Genomic DNA, 21,851 nt, shown 5'->3' with positions numbered 1-21,851 from the left:
GAATTACACGCGTTTTCGGTCATAAACTCCGCTAACGCTTTTGCTGTTTGTAGAGCAAATATTTCTTTTACCCCCAGTTCAGCGTATTCAGTGTGTGCAAGTGATTGATTAACTTTAGCCACCACACGAATTGACATGATGGAATCACCACCTAGCGTAAAGAAATTATCTTCGATGCCGATTTGATTCACACCAAGAATTTGTTCAAACGCCTCACAAATAGCCGACTCTAATTCGTTCGTTGGCGCCACATATGCGACTTTTTGAATAGCTTCTTCTGACGGTGCCGGAAGCGCTTTACGATCGATCTTGCCATTCACTGTTAGCGGCATTACCGACATAACAACAAACACTGCAGGCATCATATAGTCCGGTAACCTATCTTTTAGATAATCACGATAGGTATCTATTAGTTTACGTTCATCACTGGCATCAATCGTTGGTTCGGGATTCACATATGCTACTAAACGCTTAGTATCATCACCTTTACCTTGAAGCAATTGAACAACTGTGTCTTTGACACCAGGACACGTTGACAACTGATGCTCGATTTCACCCAGCTCTATACGGAAGCCTCTTAATTTCACTTGGTGATCAACACGACCGATATACTCAATGTGCCCTTGTGGTAACCAGCGAACCAAATCACCCGTTTTGTACATTCGTGTATCAGTTCTTGATGAGAAAGGATCATCAATAAACTTATCATTTGTAAGTTGTTGCTGATTCAAATAGCCACGTGCTACCGCATCACCACCAATATACAATTGACCAACAGCCCCAACCGGCAGTCTCTTCAGATCTTCTGACAAGACATATACTAGGGTATCTCCAATAGCTCGACCTATTGGCAGTGATTGGTTTGCATCAAAGTCTCGTGCGATAGGAAGGCAACATGCAAACGTCACACACTCAGTAGGTCCATAGCCGTTCACCACCTGAATATTTGAGTTGACGTCGTAAAGTTGCTTGACTGACTTACTTAAAACTACATCACCACCGGTAATAATCGTTGTTAGTGGTGTGTTTGCACATTGTGGGCTATCTACCCACAAATCAAATAATCGAGATGTTAACCACGCTGTATTAACATTGTGCTCAACGATCGTTTGATTGATCAGGACGATATCAATTTTTTCATGTGAATAACAAACCGCTGTACCACCCAGTAGCAATGGCACCCAAATTTCAAATGTTGCAGCGTCAAAGGATATTGGCGCGGCAACCAGAACACGTGGTTTAACGCTAGTATCAATATAATCTTGACTACCATGTGTAAGGCGGACAACATTTTTATGTGTCGCCATAACACCTTTAGGTTGGCCGGTTGAACCCGAGGTATAAATAACATATGCAAGCTGTGACGAAGAATATGTAATGGTTGGATTTATCGATTCATACTTCGCAAGCAACTTAGATCTAATACCTCTATCTAGCGGTAGAATTCTGTAGTCGCTAAAGTCCAACTGACTCATTAAATCACTGTTTGTTAAGACAAGTTCAACTCCTGCATCATCGAGCATATAGTCAATGCGTTCTTCTGGAAGGTTCGGATCCATTGGCAAATAAGCGCCACCAGCTTTGAGGATACCTAACATACCAACAAGCATATCGAGTGATCTATCTAAGCAAATAGCCACTAAAGAATCGGTTACTACTCCGTTCTCCATTAAGAAGTGCGCGACCTGATTTGCCTGAGAATTTAGTGCTTTATAACTTATTTTTTCATTACAATATTCGGCTGCGATATCTTCCGGATTTTGCTCAACTAATTGTTCAAATAGTTGATGAATACAAGTACTACTATCATATCCTCTGACGGTATTATTCCACGCTTCAAACTGCTGTATTTCGCCGTTTGTCAGCATTGGTAAGTTCGCGACCTTTTGATGCCCGCCAAACAACATGCCATCCAATATGGTTTCCATATGCTCAAACAGCTTGTCTATTGTTGCTTCAGAAAAATCCTCTTTTTTGTAATCGATAGAGAATTCTAATCGCTCACTCACCGCCACGCTGAATGACAATTGATAGTTTGTTTGTTCATCGTCGCCAAAGTCCGTAAAACGCAAACCGTGGGCACTATCGTCGTCTTCAACGGCTTCTTCAATTGGGAAATGGTTAAACGCAAACAATGTATTAAACAATGAAGTATTTTTCTCTATCCCGCTTAAATCTTGAATTTCAAGTAATGGTAAATAGCTATAAGACTCTCGCTCTACGCCTTGTTTATGAACCAATTGCAACCACTCTGCTACCTCGATATTTCGATCAAAATCGAGCCTTACAGGTAATGTGTTAATAAACAAACCGGCAATCTGACCTACATCCAATAATGTTGCAGGTCTGCCGGCAGTGGTCTCGCCAAAAACGACTTTATCATCGCCGCTATATCGATGGATTAGATAGCCCCACGCTGCTTGAATAACCGTGTTCAAGGTTGTATGTGTAGATTGAGCTAATGCTTGAAGTGCTGCCGTTTTTTCTTCCGAAAGGAATACCTCTTTATAGCCAGGTCCTTCCTCATTATTGTTGACAATGAGTTGATTAATGCCAATTTCATTAGGAGATTCGAAGTCACCCAAAACCTGATGCCAGTATTGTTGCGCCGCAGGTTTATCTTGCTCCTCTAACCATTGAATATAATTACGATAAGGGATTAATGCAGGTAACGTCGCTTTACCACCTGAAATATTTGCTTCATAACATTGCATGACGTGCTTGAGTACAATCGCTTGTGACCACGCATCCATCACCGCGTGATGGTATGAAAGCAACATTCTCGAGGTCTCATCGTCTAACTTAAATAACGATAACCTCAATAATGGTAAAGCTTGAATATCAAAACTTCTTTGCTTATCCGCTAAACGGTATTTTTCGAACCTTTCGATTTGCGTGTCAGTATCCAAACCTCGTAGATCTTCAACGGTAAAGTCCAGCAGGCCATCCGCAAGCACTAACTGGTGCATTTCTTCACCAACAAAAACAGTACGAAATACATCATAGTGTTGAACAACTTGATGCCATGCTTGTTTAAAGGCTTCTACGTCAAGTGTTCCTGAAACGTTCAAGTACAACTGGGTGACATAGGCTGATTTATCCATCAAACTGTGAAACAGCAAACCTTGTTGCATTGGCGTTGACTGGTAAAGATCCTGTAAGTTGGGATAATCCAGTTGCAATGATTGCAGTGCTGACACCTCAACATTAGCCATTGGGAAATCACTAGGCGTATAACAACCGTCACTGCTTGAACAATGCCCAATGATATTGACTAAGCCTGATTTAACGCCGTCAATGAATGCCATAACGTCGCTACTGCTGTATTGCTTACCGTTGTACGCGACAGTAAAAGTTAGTTGGCCATTTAACACACTGCCAATAATGCTCAATTGATGTTCACGTTGACGTCTTGGGCTGATAATGTTCCCGGCTTCTTCGTCAGCAATACTAAATAAATTGTCGCTTCCGGCAGACTGATCAACTTGTCCGAGATAGTTAAAAATGACAGCAGACTCATTTCCTCGAAACTGCTTAATAATTGCCTCATCGCGAGCCAAATACTTCAGTAGTCCATAACCAATGCCTTTTTTCGGCACCTGACGAATCTGCTCCTTTACTGCAATAATCAGTTGAGCAATATCAGCTGTACTTTCACAATGTAGTGTTAATGGATAAATACTCGTGAACCAGCCTAAGGTATCACTGTGATCAATAGTCGCGTCCATTGCTTCACGACCATGCCCCTCCATATCGATTCTTATCGCCGATTCGCCGGTCCACTGACCTATCCCAAACAATAATGCTGCAAGTAACAAATCATTAATTTCCGTGCGGTATGCCTTATTGCTGTCTGTTAGTAGCGCCGTTGTCTGGTCTGTATCAAGTGTAAAAGAAACATGAGAGGTTGTTGCAACTGTGTTGTCAATTACCTCTTGATTGCCTGGTGCTAGTGGTGCAACCGGAATCGATAATTGCTCGAGCCAGTATTCACATTCTTGTTTGATTTCTTCTGTTTGAGCATATTGTGATAGGAACTCACCCCATTGTTGTAACGAAGAGGTTTTTTCAGACAAAGAGACATGCTCCCCGCTAATTAATTGCGAGTAGCCTTGGTTTAAGTCAGTTAATAGACTCCGCCATGAAATACCATCGACCACTAAATGATGTAGTACTAATAACAAACGTGAGCCAAAATGTTCTGATGAAAACAGCATTGCTCGCATTAACGGCCCGTCTTCTATCGACAAACTTGCTTGTATGCCTTCACCTTTTTCAGCCAATGCCTGTAAAAATTGCTCTTCATTGTTAGCGACCACATGTTCCATGCTGACAGAGGCTTCTATCAAAGCGGTCTCAAGCGGCACATACTGCGCTTGCCAGTTAGCTGGTTCAGTATTTTCAGAGGATTGTGCAAAACGCAAACGCAATGCATCATGACGCTCATAAATTGCTGAAATCAAGGATACCAACTGACCAACATTAAACTCAGCTGGTACGGTTAGCAGCAAAGATTGATTGTAATGGGAACGGTCAATGTTATCGCCATTTTCTAAGAACCAACGTTGCGCCGGCAACAGTACCTGCTGCCCTTCAATTGCCTCTTGAGGTGCAATAACAGTTGACTGCGTACCAATTTGCTTTGCAAGCTCACGAATCGTTTGATGCTCAAATAGTTGACGTGTAGCAAGGCCTATCCCTCTGCGATTACAAGCAGCGATGACCCGTATGGACAAAATCGAGTCTCCACCAATAGAGAAGAAATTATCTGTTACGCCGACTTTTTCTATACCAAGCTCCGACTGCCAAACATCGCACAATAAGCGTTCGTTTTCAGTTTTGGGCTCTTCGTAAAGTGCATAACCTGTCAGTTGAGTTTCCGGATCAGGCAATGCATTTCGGTCAATCTTGCCATTTGGTGTTAGTGGTAATTCCGCCAATTGAACAACCGCCGAAGGAATCATGTACTCAGGCAAAAAGCTCCTTAATTGTCCACGAAGCTCATTATAATCAACCGTATAATTCGCCTTAGCAACGACATAAGCCAGTAGACGTTTAGGTTCCCCCCTTGCAATCACAACAGTTTCTAAAAATTGGCTGTTCTTGAGTATACAGGTTTCAATTTCGCCTAATTCGATTCGGAATCCACGTACCTTAACCTGCTCATCAATTCGACCCAGAAATCTGATACCACCTTCCGGTAACCAGCGTACCAGGTCACCTGTTTTATAGAGTTTACTTGTCGGGGATACCTGCAAATCAAATCCATTTGCAATAAATTTAGTAATCGTTAATTCATCGCGCTGATGATAACCACGTGTAACACCATCGCCGCCAATTAATAGCTCTCCGGCAACGCCTTTTGGTACCAACTGGTTAAACTTATCCACAACAAAAAACGATGTATTTGCAATAGGATTGCCAAGCTCAATATGTTGAGATGTAACTTCAGAAATAGCTGACCACACCGTTGTTTCGGTAGGGCCATACATATTAAACATCTTTCCTTGCAAGTGATTTAACACCAAATCTGCAAGTTCTGTCGTCAAGGCTTCACCACCAACACATAGTTGTTTTAGCTGCCTTAATGCATGCGTACCTCGTTCATCTAAAGCGAGCTCTCGAGCAAATGTAGGCGTGCACTGTAGATGTGTAATACCGTGCTCTTCAATAAAGTCTGGCAATGACCAGTCATTTTCTAGTCGTTTGGCTAACCATTTTTGCTGACCTGCTACTTGTCTTACTTTTTGTTGTAATTCGTACAGCTTAGGTAAGTGTTCAATGGTCATTCGATGGTCGATGCCAAAATCAACAAGACAAGCAATCTCCGTAACCCCTATATCTTGCAATTCTTGTAATTGACGCATACAAACATCAGGTGTTCCCATCAAACCACTTGTCTGAAAATGACGTTCAAACCCCATATCTAACAAGGTATCTAGATCTTTATCTAGATCGAGACCTGCTTGCTCGGCCAATGGTTGCAATAGATTGATGGATTGACGCAAATAGTTTTTAAACGGGCCTTCAACGATTTGTTTTACTTCATCCAAATCATCGCCGATAAATGTGTGTAACATCACAGCTACTTTGCCCTGTTCTACGTCATAGCCAGCTTCAATTCTGGCTTCACGATAAACCTTTATATTATTTGCAAGTGTTTCTTTTCCTTGGTTCAACAAGTGTGTTAATAAATGAGCGCCTGTTAAACCAGCTTGTCTAAATGTTTCGGGATTACCGCCGGCTGTTATCCAAGTTGGTAGTTTGGGTTGTATTGGCTGCGGATGTAAGCACACTTCAACCTCTTGACCTACACCATTAGTGCGGAGCAACGGTTTTCCTTGCCAAAAGTCTTTTAATATTTGTGTATTTTTATGGAGCTTTTCATGGCGCGTGTGATAATCGCCGGGCGCCAGTACAAAGTCATTTGGATGCCAGCCAGAGGCTAAAGATAACTCAACACGTCCATTTGAAATATTGTCTACCATTGACCATTCTTCTGCGACTCTAATAGGGTCGTGTAGTGGTAACACCACACTTCCTGAGCGTAACGCTATGTTTTTTGTTACCGCTGCAACTGCTGCTGCTGCGACAGAAGGATTTGGAAACGGGTCTCCAAAGCTTGAAAAGTGACGTTCGGGAACCCAAATGCCAGCCATGTCGTGTTCGTCGGCAAATTTTGCGCCTTCGAGCAACAGTTTGTATTTCTCACCAGGCTGCTTTGCTTCTTCGGCCGCAAAATAAAACAAACTAAAATCGAGAGAGCGCGTGTTTTCTACCGGTACAGGACGATCCGGTTGAATGACGACCTTCTGACCATTACCTAGTGTCCAAAAGAGCTCTAATACAGAAATATCAAAACTAATACTGGTAACCGCAAGCCAGTGTTCTTGGTTGCCTGATGTGCCAAACTGTTGATTCAGCCCTGTAAAGAAATTAAGCACGTTTTGATGCTCAACCATCACCCCTTTCGGTTTACCTGTCGAACCTGAGGTGTAAATCATATAGGCCAAATCACGAGAAGACAGACCTATTGTTTGTTTGCAGATATTGCTAGAGTCTTGACTTATCCACTGTTCAATATCTTCAACAAATATCTTTTGTGTATTTTGGGCAAATAAGAATTCAGTAAAGTCATTCCGTTGAGTAACAAGCAACTTGGTTTTGGAATCAGCGAGCATATGATTTAATCGTTCTACAGGATAGCTCGGATCCAATGGCACATAAGCACCACCCGATTTGAGAATAGCCAGTAGGCCTACAACCATTTCGATTGAGCGCTCAATACACAGCCCAACCAAGTCGCCTGATTTAACGCCTTGCTCCCTTAAGTAATGAGCCAGTTGATTGGCTCGCTCATTTAGTTGCGCGAAGTTTAAACTTTCACGACCGTAGGTGACTGCCGACAAATTTGGATTATTTAGAGCCTGGTTTTCAATGAGTTCATGAATGCATTGATGTCTATCGTAGTCCACATATGTATCATTCAGCGTGGAGACAAGAAAATCACGCTCTACTTCACCTAGTATTGGTAAAAACTGAATGTTTTGCTCCGGATTAGTCACAATTCCTCGTAATAAAACTTCCATGCTATTCGCAAAGCGTTTGAGCGTCTGTTCACTAAAAACAGCCGTATTACAAGACCAATCAAAAACAACATTACCACCGTCAAAATTGACGTGTAAGCCCAGTTCGAAGTCAGGTGTCAGTTGATTATCTTCACTCTCGTAAGGTCGTGTTGAAACCCCCGTCAGATCAAGCTCACCTTTTTCAAAGTTTTGCAAGGCAAACACTATTTGGAACAGAGGGCTAAAGCTCATGCTTCGTTCAGGTTTAAGTTCCTCAACCAGAATTTCAAATGGAATGTACTGATAGGTGTAGGCGTCTAGAATCCGTTTCTTATTTTTCTCCAACAGTTCACTAAATGTTGGGTTGTCATCCAGATTACTACGCAGCACTAGATTGTTCACAAAGAAACCGATCATTGATTCAAGATCTTTGTGATTACGCCCGGCAGTTGGTGTACCTAGTACAATATCAGTTTCATTTGAATAACGGCCAATTAAAACCGAAAAGGCCGACTGCAACATCATAAACAATGTTACATCTTTTGCTTTACACAGTTTATTTATGGCGTTGTACAATTCGCCATCTAGTGGCTGCTTATGAGTAATTCCCGAAAAAGACTGATGATTAGGTCTTTGATAATCCAAAGGTAAACTATGGACAGGCGGCAGATTCTTTAATTGTTCAGACCAGTAAGTTAACCCTTGATGGAGTGTCTCTCCTTCAAGCCATTTACGCTGCCAGCTCGCGTAGTCAGCGTATTGCAATGATGGTGGTTCTGACAGCAATGTTTGGTTATTGACAAACCCATTGTACAGACGGTTCAGCTCATCGGTAAAAATACCCATTGACCAACCATCAAACGCAATATGATGGATCACCAACAATAATACATGTTCAAGATTACCTTCCTGAGTATTCACTGTTACCAGTTTCGCTCGCAACATAAGATCACGACTCAAATCAAATGCTAGTGAAATTTCAGCTTGCACAAGTTGTTCGAGTTTTTCTTGCTGTTGTTGGTAAGTTAATTCAATCAAAGAAGAACGTGGCAAAGAGAAATCAACATTCTCACGAATGATTTGGCTTGCTTGGCCATTCATTTCCACAAAATTGGTTCTCAACACCTCGTGGCGTTTAACAAGTGTTGCAAGCGCTCTTTCAAGACAGGCAAAATTTAAATCTGCACTGAAAACTAGAGGGCTTGGCATATTGTAATGCGTGCTTCCTTCTAATTTATCAATAAACCAAAGTCGTTGTTGAGCAAATGATAGAGGCAATGATTGTTCACGGGAAACCTTGCCAATACTAATGTGTTCAATAGTACTTGCATTTTCAATCAAAGCACTCATCAAAGCGATTGTACTGTGCTCAAAAATATCTCGTAGCGCAATATTTACTGAGAACGCTTTGTTAATCTCGATCGTCAAGCTCATAGCAAGTAACGAGTTACCACCAATGTCAAAAAATGGTATGTCGATAGAGGGCTTTTCTACCGATAGTAACTCGGACCAAATGACACTAAGCTTTTGCTCAATTTCAGTTTCTGGTGCAACATATTCTAATTCTTTAACATCGTTAAACTCAGGCTCTGGTAAGCGTTTACGATTTACTTTCCCGTTCGAGGTTAGTGTTAATTCATCAATAATTACAAAAGCACTTGGCACCATATACTCAGGCAGTTTTGCCTTTAAGAGTTTACTCAATTGAGCAGCATCGACATCTTGATGATCGTCAGTTAGCACAACATAGGCAGCTAAAAAACTGCTGTTATGATAAGTAACAACACAATCTTTAACGCCTGAGCAAGTATTTAGCTGTTGCTCAATTTCACCTAGCTCTATTCTGAATCCACGAACTTTTACTTGTTGGTCAATTCGTCCAACATATTCGATTTCGCCTGATGGCAACCAACGACCGAGGTCACCAGTCTTGTACATCCTAGCTACATCATCATTGCAAAATGGGTCATCTATAAACTTTTCACTTGTTAAGCACTCTAGGTTCAAATACCCGTGCGAAACGGCATCTCCACCGATAAACAATTCACCCACTGCACCAATTGGCAAAGGGTTTCCTTTTTCAGATAAGATGTAGACAGCAGTATTTGCTATGGCTTTACCAATAGGTAATGACTGATCAGCCTTGATATCACGAGGAATGACATAGCAACAGGCAAAAGTGATACATTCTGTTGGGCCGTAACCATTAACAACAGTAATTTCGGCATGACTATCATAAAGACGTTTAACTGATTTTGCCGATACAACATCTCCACCAGTAATTATCGTACGTAGCGGAGTTTGTGGCGTCTCTTTAGCGTCAACCCAGATGTCAAACAAACCGGCAGTCAACCATGCTAAATTTACCTGGTGCTGCTCAATCGTATTGTTAATAAGATTAACGTCTACTATATCATGCGGATAACAACAAACAGTGCCACCGTTAAGTAGCGGCACCCATATTTCAAACGTTGCGGCGTCAAATGAAATAGGCGCTGCAAGCAACACTCTTAGCGGTTCTTCAATATCAATGTACTCGTGCGCACCGGTTGTTAATCGCACCACATTCTTATGACTTGCCATCACCCCTTTAGGCTGACCGGTCGAGCCCGAGGTATACATAACATAAGCAAGTTGCTCACCAGTTCGCTGCGAAGATTCCGGGTTGTTCAAACTGAAACGAGCCAGTAAACGAGCACGCATATTTGCATTGAGTGGTAGAACCTTAAGATCATCAAAATCCAAATCTGCCATCAGTTCACTTGTCGTCAAGACAAGTTCAACATTCGCATCGTCAAGCATAAAATCAATGCGTTCTTCCGGTAAATTCGGGTCGATTGGTAAATAGGCGCCGCCCGCTTTTAAAATACCCAATAACCCTACGAGCATGTCTAAAGAGCGGTCTGCACAAAGCGCAACAACACTGCCTTGGCCTACATAATTCTCCAAAAGGAAGCCCGCTACTTGATTAGCCTGCTCATTTAGCTCTTGATAAGTTATTGCACTGTCTTCAAAAACAGCCGCAATCTTGTCAGGCTCGATTGCCACTTGCTCCTCGAACAAGTCACAAATCCCAGAATTGCGGTCAAATGTAACGTTAGAATGATTCCAATCTTGAACGATTGATTGCTCTTGCTCAGCACTTAATAAAGGTAACGATTGGATATGAGATTGAGGATTAGCCAAAATACCTCTTAACAGAGTTTGCATAGAGTCGGCAAAACGTCTGAGCGTCTCTGACGTAAACACCGAAGTATTGCATGACCAATAACATTCTATCTCCGACCCTTTTTCTGTTACGTGTAATCCAAGCTCATAATCCACGTTGAGCTGAACATCGTCGCATTCAAAAGGTTCCAGTGTTAGTTCACCTAAATCTAAGGAACCATGCTCAAAGTTTTGCACAGCAAAAACAATTTGGTACAAAGCATTATGAGCAGTGCTTCGCTCAGGTTTAAGGTCATCCACCAACACTTCAAAGGGCATATTTTGATGTTCAAACGCTTTAACAAGTTGCGATTTTTGTCTCGCCATTAGCGTTTTAAACTCAGGGTTGCCGGTTAAGTCAGTTCGAAGCACCAGTGTATTTACAAAGAAACCGATGAGCGACTTGATTTCAGGTTGGGTGCGGCTTGCGACAGGGCTACCAATGACAATATCTTGCTCATTCGAATAGCCGGATAACAAGACCGAAAACACTGTTTGTAAAAAGACAAATAGCGTAACATCGTGGTCTCGACAAAACTGCCTAACTTGCTTACTTAACGCAGCATCTATCAAAGCTGTATGCGCAATGCCATTATAGGTTTGCTGAGACGGTCGAGCCTTATCTAACGGTAAGTTATGGACGGTAGGCAAATCACCCAGATACTCTCGCCAGAAGTTTAACTGCTCATCCAAGGTGTCACCCGACAACCAATCACGCTGCCATTGTGCAAAATCAGCATATTGAATTGCCAATGCAGGTAACTCAGGCTTCTCCTGATGCAAACATGCTTGATAGAGCGTTGCTAATTCTTTTGTAAAGGTTTCAAGTGAGACACCATCAAATGCGATATGGTGAATCGTTAACACCAACAGATTTTCATTGTCCTCTAGGTTGATGACTTGCGCTCGCACCATAATGTCATTACACAGGTCAAATGGTTGAGTCACTTCCTCTTCAATATATTGCTTAACTTCCTGATAGTTATTGGCTGAACTTAACGTAACCTGCCTGAGTTCGAATTCTGGCGCTGCTTGTATAACCTGTCGCGCTTGATTGTCTTTCTCTACATAACATGTTCGCAATATTTCGTGACGCTGCACTAAATGCTGAAGCGCTTTTTCAAAGGCCGTAAAATCAAAATGACCTTTGAGCCGTAATACATTTTGAACATTGTAATGTGTACTACCTTGAAGTTGATCGACCAGCCATAGTCGCTGTTGAGCAAAAGATAATGGCAAATCGAGTTCTCGTGCAACGGGTGCAATTGATAACGAAGGAACATTTGCAGTAGCGACCTTTGAATCGATCAATGTTGCTTGAAGTGCTATGTTCGAGTTTTCAAATAACTCCATGGCAGACACTTCAACTGCAAACTGCGCCATGATTTCCATTTCGAGTAAAACGACACTAAGTGAATTTCCACCTAGCGCAAAAAAGTTGTCGCTAGCACTTACATGATCAACGTTTAGTAACTTAGTCCAAATTTTTATCAGCTTCTGTTGTGTTTGGGATTGTGGCACTTGGCTTTCACAATCTTTCAACCAGGAGATTGATGATGAGTGATTTAGGACGTACCCCTCAGGTATCATTTGCACTTCAGCCCTTGTCACTAGCCACTGGTTGAGCGTCGTCACAAATCCTGATGTATTTTTGATTTCTGCAGTGGTTTCAATATGCGCCACAAGATTGCTGTTATCATCAAGCACAACTTTTGCAACACTAACACCGCTAAAAGACGTGATAATGCTTTCTACTTGTGCGAGGTTGAATTCATAGCCATTTAGGCGTACTTGATCGTCTCGTTTACCGACATATACTAATTCACCATTTGGTAACCAATAGGCCAGCACCCCTGTTTTAGTCGCCGTTGCCAAAGACTGGTCAGTACCGACATGCAATTCACCCACTACCCCTATCGGAGCAAGCAAACCAGACTTTTCTTTTACGAAAATGGTCCCTTTACTATCAACCAGATCCGTTTTGTATTGACTCCATTTAGTCTCAATGATGCTTGCTTGTTTATCATCCATCAAAGGCAGCAAACTAATGGGTTGCTGTGGTGCTTTAAGTATCTCAGTTAGCAGTACTTCAAAGCTGCTTGCCAACCTTTGAGCGGTGACACGGCTAAACAATGTACTGTTAAAGTCCCAGACCAATTGCAACCCATCTTCTATGTCTGTCACATGCAAACCTAAGTCATAGTCAGGACTATGTTGTTTATTTTCAAACTCAATTGGCTTCAACGTTAGTTTTGGTAGATCAAAAATACCGGGTTCGTAGTTTTCAACGGTAAAGACGATTTGATACAAATCATTGTGAGATAAACTGCGTTGAGCGACTAAGTTATCAACGATTGCGTCATACGGTAAGTCTTGGTTGGCATAGGCATCTAAAATGAGCTGCTTGTTTTTTTCTAGTAATGAAACGAAGCTTGGCTCTCCCGCCAAGTTCGTACGAAGTACTAATGTATTGACAAAAAAACCGATGAGTGGGTCAGCATCAGCATGATTACGCCCCGCAATAGGCGTCCCCATAACAATATCATGTTCATCAGAATAACGGCCAAGTAGCACTGCAAAGGCAGTTTGCAACAACATATACAAGGTTACTTTTTGTTGTTGAGCAAAACCTTTTAGTTGTTGGGATAAATCTCTGTTTAAACGACAACAGTATTCGGAGCCTACGAAGACCTGTTTTTGTGGACGTTCATTTTCAAGTAATAAGCGATGAACAGGCGGTAAACCATTTAATTGGTTGTGCCAATAGCTCAATTGTTGTTTATGTATCTCTCCTGATAAAACCTCCCTTTGCCAATTAACGACATCCGCGTATTGAATATCAAGTGGCATAAGTGGATTATCTGCGCCTTTTACAAAAGCACTGTAAAGTTGGCTAAGCTCTCTTGTAAAAATACTTAAACTTGTGCCATCAAACGCTATATGCGGCACGGTTATGACCAATGCATTAAGATCGTGATCACTTTCTACGATGTCTACTCTGATCATTAAATCTTGAGTTAAGTTAAACTGCTGAACTTGTTGTTTATAAGCAATCCTTTCTATCTCAACTATCACTTCATCTCGATTTAGCCCTGTCACTTGGTGGCGACCTAAAGCAAACGCCTTACGATTGAAAGGTTGGATAGTTTGATAAACTTGTCCTTCGCGTTCACTGAACGTAGTTCTGAGCACCTCATGTCTTTCTATGAGCGCGTTTAGCGAATGCTCAAAACAAACACTATCAAAGTCTCCATCGAGCTCATAAACACTCTGTAGGTTATAGTGACTGCCGCCTTCGAGTTTATCGATAAACCATAAGCGCTGCTGCGTAAATGACGCCAGAATAGCCTCATCTCTTGAAACAATAGTGATGTTTGCCTGTTTCTTCGGCGCACTACCATCAATCAACTTTGACAAGTCTACTATCGTATTTGCCTCAAAAACTTCACGTATACTTAGTTCTACAGAAAAGGTTTTGCTAATGGCACTTGCTAGGTGAGCAACTAATAAGGAATGTCCGCCCAATTCAAAAAAGCTAACGTCTGTGCTGACCTTTTCTAGTTTCAATAGTTGACACCAAATCACACTAAGCGCTTTTTCAGTTTCCGTTTTAGGCTCAACGAAATTTCTTGTCACCCATTGGTTCAACGTTGGCTCTGGTAACCGTTTCCGGTCTATCTTACCGGTTGCACTTATCGGCAATTTATCCATGAATACAAACGCAGTTGGCTGCATATATTCAGGCAATTGCCCTTTTAGCCAGTCTGAAAGTGCTTGGTCAAGCTCACTTGTGGATGCTTGTGAATTTTTGGCAACACAATAAGCAAGTAGCTGCCTATCTGCTCCTTTTCCCCTCACTAAGACATAAGATTCGAGGATATATTCGTGATTATTTATGGTTGTCGCTATTTCGCTAGGCTCTATACGGAAACCACGAATTTTCACCTGATCATCGACGCGACCAACAAACAAAATATCGCCATTTTCATTTAAATGTGCGAGATCGCCAGTTTTATACAAAGTTTGATTTGGAAAATCAGGGTGCTCAATAAAAGCCTGTTTGCTGAGTTCAGGCTGATTCAAATAGCCCATCGACACACCGTCACCACCAAGCACTAACTCTCCTGTGACGCCTGTGGGTAATAGATTCATGTTTGAATCTACAACCATAGCAAAAGTGCCATTTATCGCTTTTCCGATTGGATAGTCACCCTCTTCTGATAATGCTTGAACAGGATAATGTGTACTAAACGTTGTATTCTCTGTTGGGCCATAAACATGTACTAAATTTTCTGGTTTACCGGCTTTGAAAATTCTGGCTACAGCACCATTATCCACCATTTCACCGCCAAACAGCACATACTTGAGGGTCGAAAAACCGGCGGGGGCAATCAATGACATTTGATTGAACAATGCAGTTGTCAAAAACAAGATTGAGACACGCTTCTCAGCTAAACATGTGCTTAGCGCATTGACGTCAAGTAGTATTTCCTTCTCGATGAACTCAAGTGAAGCACCATTGAGTAAAGCGCCCCATATTTCAAAAGTGGCAGCATCAAATGCAGCGTTTGATGCTTGGGCAATGATGTCTTGTTGCTCCAATTGAACATAGTCAGCGTGCTTAACCAATCGAATGACGTTTAAGTGGCTACAGACTACGCCTTTGGGTTTACCTGTTGAGCCTGAGGTATAGATAACATAGGCTTGTTGTTCTGCAGGATCTGTTAATTGTAAGTTTAGGTTATTGATATCTTTTTGAGCGAGTGAGTCATCTTGCTGGCTCGAATGTAAGTCAATCACACTACATTGCTGAACCAAAGCCGCGTCTATCGTATTGTTATTTGTTAGAATGACGGACAGTTTTGCATCTTTGATAATGTAACTTATGCGTTCCGTTGGATAGCCTGAATCAATTGGCACATAAGCCGCACCCGCTTTTAGAATGGCTAACATTGAAATAACCATTTGCGGACCGCGATCCATACAAATACCAACAAAACTGCCTACACCGACACCTTCCTCTCGTAAATAATTGGCTAGTTGGTTCGCTTTTTTGTTTAATTCTGCATAAGTTAATGACTCTGTATCTGAGACCATAACAGTTTTATCGGCATATTCATCTAAACACGCTTCAAATAGTGCAGGGATGGTCCGATCGCTTGGGTAGGCTCCTTTGATTTGATGCCATTGCTGTTGAACAGATTTATCTTCATTTGAAATCAAAGAAAGTTGGCTAATAGATTCGATGCCGCTGCAAAGCCCCAAGAGTATTTGTTGCATTGAACTCGCTATTCTCCCGACATGTTGTGCCGAGTATTTACCTTCGTCGTATTTAAAGAGTAATTCGAGTTGCTTTCCTGGCATGACTTGAACTGTCATACCAAAATTACTCTCTTCAACAACACTTAACGTACTTAAGTCGAAAACTGTATTTAGCTCGGAAACAACCTGATCAATTGGGTAGTTTTCAAAGACAACCAATGAATCAAACAAGGCTGTGTCATTACTTAAGGGGGACAACTCTTGAATTTTGTTTAATGAAACATGACCATGTTCTTTTCTGGTGAGGCTCTCTTGATATAACTCTTGAAGCCATGAAACTAAGGGTTTTTCTTCTGAAAAGTCGACACACACAGGAATTGAATTGAGGAACAACCCAACCATTTGTTCTATATCTACGATAGAATCCGGTCGACCCGATACCGTTTCGCCAAACACCACCTGTTGTTCGCCGCTGTAACGATGCAACAAGTAAGCCCAAGCCCCCTGAACAATAGTGCTTAAAGTAGTGCTACTTTGTTTTGCTAACTGTTCTAAGTTTGTAGTAATCGTTTCATCAACAAAAGATTGAACAACATTTGCGCTTTGAGTGATGGCATTGGTATTTGTTTTTTCCGCACCCAAGCGCGTAGCGCCGTCAATATCATTTAGTGTTTCTCGCCAATAGGTGCTCGCCTTATTATTATCAAGTTGTTGTAACCACTTGATATAAGACTCAAATTTGGCCGTTGCCACAAATGGTACTTCTTTCCCTTCATTTATCGCTTCATAAGCCTGAAATACTTCAGCGAAAAGATTTGCTACAGACCAACCGTCTAACAAGGCATGATGGCTACTCCATAAGAAACGGTAGTTGCCTTGAGGTTTACTGATGAGCGCAAAGCGCATCAGTGGCCCGGCATTTATATCGAAACCTTCTTCTTTGTCTTTTGAACAGAAGTCTTCAAATTGACTTTCAAATTCAACATCATCCACTTCCCATTTGAATTCTTGCCAAGAGGATTTTGCTTTGGCTAAAACGAGTTGATCGTATTGTTCGCCTACGAAGACGGTACGTAAAATAGGATAACGAGCTTCCATTAATCGCCAAGTATCTTTGAAAGCAGTAACGTTGAGGCTCGTCGCCAAATCTAAATGAAGCTGCGTTAAATATGAAGACGGTTCAAGTTCACTTTGAAACAACATCCCTTTTTGCATGTCAGTAGACGCATACAAATTTTCCATATCGGGGTATTGTTCTTGCCAATTTTCCAGCTGTGATTGGCTCACCTTAACTAAAGGAAAATCACTTGGTGTATAGCAGGTTTGATTTTTCTTTTTACAATGTGAAATAACGTCAGCAAGGGCATTCTCGAATGCATTGGCAAATTGCTCAATCGACGCTTTATCAAACCGCAGGCAATTATAATCTAATTCAAACGTTAAGATTGAATCACTGATAAGCCCATTAAACTCTAGCTCGTGTTCTCTTTGTGCATGCTCACTTACTGTATCAGTCGCAAGGCCGTCAACCATCTTGAATACATGTTCATCACTAGCTGCTTGTTCAAATTGCCCCAGGTAGTTAAACACTATGTTTGATGGTTGAACTTGTCTTCTCCGTCGGATTTCAGCGTCCTGTAGTAAATCATGCAGTAAACCAAAACCGATACCGCGGTTTGGTATACTGCGTAATCGCTCTTTTACCGTTTTGATTACACAAGCAATGGATTCTTTCTCTCGAATATCGAGATACACAGGGTACAAGCTTGTAAACCAACCCACTGTTTGGCTAACATCGAGCGAACCATTTAATACATCACGACCATGACCTTCCATGTCAAAGCGAAGTGCTGAAGCACCTGTCCAAGCTTGATTAGCCATCACAAGTGCAGAAACAAGTAAGTCATTAATTTCAGTATTATATGCCTTGTGACACTGACTCAATAACGCATTCGTTTGCGTTTTAGTGAATTTAATCTTAAGCTTTTTAACGGTGCCGTATCGATTTTCGACGGTCTTATCGTCAAAGTGCAACAAGGGTACGTCTTGCGAAAATTGCTCAAGCCAAAATGCTCTTTCATTTAACAGTGTGTCGCCTTGCGCATAATTCTGTAAAAACGCGCCCCACTCCTGCAATGAGTGAGTTTTAGCTGCTAATAATACATCTTTGCCGGTAGACAATTGCTGATATGCTAATGTGATATCTTGAACCAATACACGCCATGAAACACCATCAACGATTAGATGATGAAATATCAATAACAATCGACTATTGCCCTCGTCTCCTTCAAAGTAAATTGCACGAAACAAAACACCTTTTTGAAATGAAATACTGCGTTGTGCTTGTTGTGTAATCTCTGATGTTGACGTCCGGAATTCTTTAGCTGATAACCCGGTAAAGTCGTAGTAACTGATTGCCTCTGCAATCATATCAGCTGTTACATCACTATAGTTAGCTGACCAAAGTGAGTTTTCTGAACTCTCTGCAGTTTGCTTAAATACCAACCTCAGTGCGTCATGACGTTGGCAAAGACCATTAACGATTTGGGTTAAAAAAGCGATGTTAAAATCACTAGGGGTTTGCAGCTGTATAGACTGATTAAAATGATTCTTGTCGATAGAATCACTTGCCAACCATTGCTGCATGATTGGCAACAAAATTTGTTCACCTTGACGAGCTTCTTGAGAAACAACCTCTGCAGTCTGATACGTCACCTGCCCGGCTAATTGTTCTACAGTATTAAACTCGAACAGCTGCTTCGCGGTCATTTGCAGACCTACAGCACGTGCACGGGAAACCACTTGTAGTGACATAATAGAATCACCACCAATAACAAAAAAGTTATCTCGCACACCAACACTTTCGATGCCCAAGACATCTTGCCATATACTGCAAAGCGCTTTTTCTATTGGTGATTTAGGCGCAATATGATCACTTAACTGCCTCACGGCCACTGCTTTAGGTAGTGCTTTGCGATCTATTTTCCCGACTGCAGTTAGCGGCATCGACGCTAAGTTTACGAAAGCTTGTGGCACCATATAACTTGGCAATCGTTGATTCAGTTGTTGCTGAACTTGCTCGATTAATTCTTGCTCCCCATCAGTGACCATGTACGCAACTAATTGTTTTGGTTCACTATCAAGTACCACAATACATTCACGAACCCCCTGACAACTCAGGATTGCACTTTCGATTTCGTGTAGTTCAATACGGTAACCACGAAGCTTTATTTGATGATCCGTACGACCAATAAACTCCAAGTTTCCATCAGTTAACCATCGAACCAAATCACCTGTTTTGTAAAGCCTTTGTCCGTCAGCAGCTGTAACAAATTGAGATTGAGTCTTTTCCGGTAAATTAAGATAACCTTGTGCGAGCCTGTCTCCGCCAATATATAACTGCCCTACTTGTCCGACCGCTACAGGTTGGTATTTGTTATCTAAAATATATAACTCAGAATTACGAGCAGGACGCCCAATTGGTACATGCTGATGTTTCCCTGAAAATTCGGCCGTATCATAAACACTTGCTATGATAGTGGCTTCAGTAGGTCCATAGGTGTTGAACAAACGAATATCGCTGTCGATAGTGTTGCGCCACTGTTTCAATGCCTTAAATGACATTGCTTCGCCACCTACGCTAACAATCCTTAAATTGCTATTATTTAGTTTGTCTAAACTATCTTGATCAGCGCATAAACCCTGCCAGTATGCCGTTGCCAATGCAACGACAGTTAAACGTTCATCAATAATCTGATTCACAAAATATTCGTTCGCATCCATGATGTTGTCTGCGCTGAATATAAGGGCTGCTCCTGTCATTAGAGATGCAGACACTTCTTCGATAAAAATATCGAAAGAAATTGAAGAGAACTGAAGGATTCTGTCTGATTGAGTTATTTGGTAGTCGTGCTCAATAACATTGGCATAATTTGCAAATGACTGGTTAGGAACCACCACCCCTTTTGGTTGACCGGTAGAGCCGGACGTATAAATAATGTATGCCGGAGCAGTCTCGCTTACCGGCACGGAAATATTGTCACCGGAGTAATGACTTAGCTTCTCAAGCAAAGTATCTATTTTGATGACGTTTGCACAATCATAAGTGACGTTGCTCATCAAACTAGCTTGGCAAATAACCAGCGATGGCGCACTGTCCTTAAGCATATACTCAATGCGTTCTAACGGATAATTAGGATCAACAGGCACAAAACTCGCACTAATTTTATTAGCTGCCAACAACGCCAATACATTGTGCCAAGAGCGATGTATGCATACGGCAACACGATCTCCTGCGTTTACACCGACCTCCATCATGTAAGCCGCTAATTGATTGGCTAAACTATTTAGCTCTTGATAACTAATTTCGACACCGTCTTGTGACTTGATCGCAAGGTTTTGTGGTAGGTCAGCAACGATTTTTTCAAACTGCCTACACAAAGGTTCGCGCTGAGTTTCAGTTAACCCACCGTTTGAACAAGCCAAGTCCCGGAGTTTAGCTGTTTCTGTTGCCGGCAAGACCTCGATTTGCGCTAACGGTAAATCGCCGTTATCAGCGAGTGAAGCAATTAAATGAGCGAATCTTGCTTTCATTAAGCTGATGTCTTGTGCATCAAAATAGGCAAGGCTATAGTCGAACTGAATTTCTGCAGTATTGTTCGCTTCAGAAGCCCAAACTGTGATGCTAATTGGTGTCGCTTCGTGATTGTGACTTAAATAGACTAACTGGGTTTGATGCCCTTCAACAACCAAGTCATTTTCTAGCTGCAAATAGTTAAAGGCGACATCATAAATTAAGTTTTCGTCCGCTTGTACGTCCAAATCACTTTTGAGTCGGCCTATCGCATAACGCTGGTGTCTATAGTTTTTCTTTTGTTGACTGAATATCATTTTGCAGGTGTCAGCAAAAGACGCACTTTTATCAATGTCGAGTTTCAACAGACTGACACTTGTAAAAACACCAATCATTTCTTTTTGGGCATGGCTCTTTCTGTTATGCGCAGGTACACCAAATACCAATTCGTCGGTGTCGTATAATCGACTAAAGTAATTGGCAGTCAATGCCAAATAAACTTGATTAACACCAACATTATGTGTCTTTGCGAATTGAGCGATCGCTGCGATTTCTTGCGCTGAAAGCTCTAGAATAGCTCTTTCACTGCGAATTTTTTTCGCATTTTCTATTCTGTGAATATGCTGTGGTTGTAACAATTTTTCAGGTAGATTTTCACAATGAGACAGCCAAAATTCTTTGTCTTTTTCAAACTTTTTACTATGCAAATATTGGCCATCTTCTTCTATGACCGTGGACCAACTTTTCGGTGTTTCAATAATAGTATCGTCATCGTTGTAGAGGCCACCCAGTTGTTTAATCCAGTTGGCAAAGCCCCAACCATCCATACATAAATGGTGACCAAAACAAATGTACCGAAATTCATCGTCAGCAATTTTCAACACGGCTGCTCGATACAATTCACAATTTTCTATCTCTAGCGGTGTTTCAAATAACGCCGTTAACCAATCATCTGCATTTTTTTCTGCATCAATTTCTTGAGAAAAGTCATGGAATGGCAAGTCCAACGTTCGTTCATTGCTAATTGTTTGGCGAATGCCTTCGCCGTCAGAAAAGATACGAATACCAAAAGCATCATGACGCATCACCAACTTCTGATGAGCTCTAGTCAATTTATCTACATCAACTGTTCCCAAACGAACATATCCGCCTACGTTATACAAAGGGTTGTTTGGGTAATGTAATTGATCAAAATAAATATCTTGCTGAGTTTGAGAGAGCGGAAAATACTGAACTGCCAT

The 21,851-nt window shown here is 41.6% G+C and carries 1 protein-coding gene (only partly in view); it reads right to left on the bottom strand.

What is annotated here, in order from left to right; all coding sequences use genetic code 11:
- Window positions 1-21,851: the 5' portion of a non-ribosomal peptide synthase/polyketide synthase gene (locus FIU95_RS04890; protein ID WP_152452051.1), read on the bottom strand. It extends 4,756 nt beyond the left edge of the window; the window shows 21,851 of its 26,607 coding nt (coding positions 1-21,851); its start codon is at window positions 21,849-21,851; its stop codon lies off the left edge, out of view.

This window comes from Microbulbifer sp. THAF38 (assembly GCF_009363535.1).
Lineage (GTDB): Bacteria > Pseudomonadota > Gammaproteobacteria > Pseudomonadales > Cellvibrionaceae > Microbulbifer.
Note: the sequence above shows the minus strand (reverse complement) of the source record. Positions and strands in the feature narration are given on the sequence as shown.